Consider the following 3,073-nt stretch of genomic DNA (forward strand, 5'->3'; position numbering starts at 1 on the left):
GTTGAAGGGTCTTGCCGGCCTGGAGCCTGCCGACGCCGATCCCTCGAAGGTCGCAGAGGCCATCGTCGATCTCGTGGCGATGCCGCATGGCCGCCGGCCGTTCCGCGTCCATATCGATCCGTCCGACGACGGCGCGGCCATCGTCAACGGTGTCGCCGACCGCGTCCGCGCCCAGCTTCTGGAGCGCATCGGCCTTGCTGACCTCCTTCATCCAAAGCCCTGAACCCAACCCGAAAGGAACCTGGAAATGCCCTTTGCCAACTTCAAGATGCCCGAGGCGGCCCTCACGAAGGCGCAGAAGGAGGACCTGATCCACAAGACCACGCAGATGTTCGTCGACTATTTCGGCGAAGGTGTGCGTCCCCACACCATGGTGCTGATCGAGGAGGTTCCCGATGGGGGCTATGGCCGCGCCGACGAGGTCTTCGTCATTCCCGACGCCTACCGGGCTAAGGATAGTGCCTGACTTGAACCGGGCGAGTCGCTTGCCGAGCGGCACGCCCGACCTTCCGTGTCGGAGCCGATACTCGCTTCGCTTGGATCAGCCCCGGTTCGGCAAGCTCCGCAGGAATTCGATCATCGCGGCGTTGACCTCGTCCGGGCGCTCCTGCTGGGTCCAATGCCCGCAGCCGGGCAGCATCAGCGTATCGCGGATTTGCGGGATGAAGTTCCTGAGATTGGCCAACAGTTGATCCATGCCGGGGAAGGCGACCACCAGGTCGCGATTGCCTGCCATGTAGAGCGCGGGAACCTTGATCCGCGCGCCCGCAAAGGGCGCCATCAGTTCCCAGTTCCGGTCGATGTTGCGGTACCAGTTGAGACCTCCGGCGAAGCCGGCGCGCTGGAACTCGCCGGCGTAGAAATCGATGTCGCTTTCGCTGAGCCAGTGCGGCAGGCTTGCAGGAACCTCGGCTGCTTGCAGGAGGCTTCCGCCGCGCGGGACCATGGCGATTCCGGCGCCGCCGTCCGAAGCGTCTCCCGACACCGCGTAAAGCATGGCGCGCACCGTGGCCCGCGGGTCTCGTTCCAGCTCCGCCTCGGCAATGCCGGGTTGCTGGAAATAGAGCTGGTAGAACTGGGACTCCGCCGTTCGCGGCATGAGGCTGGTCGGGCGCGCGTTGGCGCGCGGCCGGAACGGCACACTGAGGCCGATGACGGCATGGAAGCGGTCCGGTCGCAGCAGCGCCGCATGCCAGGCGACGACCGCGCCCCAGTCGTGGCCGACGATGACGGAGCTGGGAGCTTCAAGGGCGTCGAGAAGGCCCACCATGTCGCCGACCAGATGAAAGAGCGTGTATTGGTCGATCGCCTCCGGCCGATCGCTCTTGCCATAGCCCCGCATGTCGGGGGCGACGGCGTGAAAGCCCGCCGCCGCAAGCGCGCTCAACTGATGGCGCCAGGAATACCAGGATTCGGGAAAGCCGTGGCACAACAGCACCGGGGGCCCGTCTCCGTGCTCCGCGATGTTAAGGCGGATGCCGTTGGTCGCAACTATTCGCTGTGTAGGTTCGCTCACGGCCGCCTCTCGCGCGCGCGTTTCCACCTCTGATGAAGGGAAGGCCCAACGGCGCAACGGGTGTCCGAGCCGACGGAGTCCCAAATTTCGGAGACGCGCATCTTCCATTGACTGTCTCAGGGGCACTCGCGGCAGTCAATGTCCGACATGGTCACGGAGCGCCAAGGCGTCCACGCACTTGAATAGCTCTGGCGATGTGCGTCAGGATCACTGACCGAGGAGGGCGGGAATCAATGCTTAAACTGCAACGCTGGCTAGCGGACTATTGGGTCGTCGGCGCAGGGTTCATGGCAGCATCGCTTGTTGCGGTTGCGCCGGTGGTCCCGCTTCCGCTGCCGGTGTTCCTGATCTTCCTGCACAGCCCGGTCTACATGGTCCATCAGGTCGAGGAGCACACTGGCGACCGGTTCCGCAAATTCGCCAACGAGCATGTCTTCGGCGGCCGCGACGCCCTTACCGTCGCCTCGGTTCTCGTCATCAACCTCCCGTTTGTCTGGGGCATCAACCTGCTGGCCCTTTACGCGGCCTTGCTGTGGGGACCGGCTTGGGGCCTGGTTGCTCCCTATGTCATGATTGTCAATGCGCTCGCGCATCTCGTCACGTCGGCGCGATTGCGCAAATACAATCCCGGCCTCGTCACCAGCGCCCTTTTGTTTTTGCCGCTGAGCGTCGTTACGATCTGGACGATCGGCCGGACAGCAGGTCTTCTCCCGCACTTGATCGGCGCAGCTCTCGCGGTCCTGCTTCACCTGGCAATCATTGCGTTGGTGACCGCGCGGTACCGCACTCTCGTCGCCAGCTCGTAGCCCTCTTCGGCACGGTTGCGGCGGCGAGAAGACGTCGCTCGGGCCGAAGCCCGGTCGTTGCAGCCCGGAACGGGACACCGCGCAAGGCTGCTGCTGGTATCGGACCGCCCCCGCCACCAACGAAATCTTAATGTAAATCAAGCGTAATCCCGGCCATTAAAATTATGCGTATGTGTTGGGGTGGCGCATGCCGGAATATTCTTCCTTCCTCCGGTCGATCCGGATCCGCTACATTTCGGGGCTGCTTGTCTTCGCGCTGGCCTCGGCCGCCGTGATGTTCGCGCTCAACCGTGTGAATTCGTACCGCCACGAAGTCGATGCCCTCAGCGGCAATTTCGTCATCTTTGCTCGCGACCTGCGCAACGCCACCAATTTCGCCGAGACGACCGGCACCGCCTGGCGCAGCGAGACGCGCGATGCGCTGGCCGCTGCCGCGCGCGGCCACTCCGAGCGGCTGACCAGCGAGATCGGGATACTCAACGCGCAGTTGGCCGCGATCAGGCCGCGCCTGTCCAGGAACACCATCAACGCGTTGGACACCGCTTCGGTCAACGACGACCTGTTCTGGTCGGCACGCGACATGGTGCGTAACTTCAATTTGATGTCGACGGCGCAGAAGGTCGATGAATGGAGCTACCGCGAGATCCGCAACCAGAACGACCTGTTCGCCCAGCCGATGCTGGTCAAGGTGCGCACCGCGCTCGACGAGGAGCGTCGCCTCGCCGACGCTGCCAACGACCGGCTGCTGCTG

The 3,073-nt window shown here is 64.0% G+C and carries 3 protein-coding genes and 2 pseudogenes; 4 read left to right on the top strand and 1 reads right to left on the bottom strand.

Annotated features, from left to right (window positions below):
* Both EOA27_RS29435 and EOA27_RS29440 read left to right on the top strand, forming a co-directional pair.
* Positions 1-223, top strand: a pseudogene (locus EOA27_RS29435) (oxidoreductase); the annotation flags it as partial.
* 24 nt (positions 224-247) lie between these two features.
* Positions 248-466: a 4-oxalocrotonate tautomerase family protein gene (locus tag EOA27_RS29440; RefSeq protein WP_126080807.1), complete on the top strand. Its 219-nt coding sequence runs from the start codon at positions 248-250 to the stop codon at positions 464-466.
* Positions 467-541: 75 nt separating this feature from the next.
* Here EOA27_RS29440 and EOA27_RS29445 read toward each other — a convergent pair whose 3' ends face one another.
* A complete protein-coding gene (locus tag EOA27_RS29445) occupies positions 542-1,516 on the bottom strand; it encodes an alpha/beta hydrolase (RefSeq protein WP_126064058.1) in 975 nt (324 codons plus the stop codon).
* Between the two features lie 233 nt (positions 1,517-1,749).
* On the opposite strand from EOA27_RS29445, the gene EOA27_RS29450 reads away from it, so the two are divergent.
* Positions 1,750-2,322 carry an HXXEE domain-containing protein gene (locus EOA27_RS29450; RefSeq protein ID WP_127257878.1) on the top strand — a complete coding sequence of 191 codons (573 nt, stop codon included), beginning with the start codon at positions 1,750-1,752 and terminating at the stop codon, positions 2,320-2,322.
* A gap of 187 nt (positions 2,323-2,509) precedes the next feature.
* Positions 2,510-3,073 (top strand): annotated as a pseudogene (locus EOA27_RS29455) (hybrid sensor histidine kinase/response regulator); the annotation flags it as partial.

Origin of the sequence: Mesorhizobium sp. M2A.F.Ca.ET.037.01.1.1, assembly GCF_003998075.1 — a bacterium.
Taxonomy (GTDB): Bacteria; Pseudomonadota; Alphaproteobacteria; order Rhizobiales; family Rhizobiaceae; genus Mesorhizobium.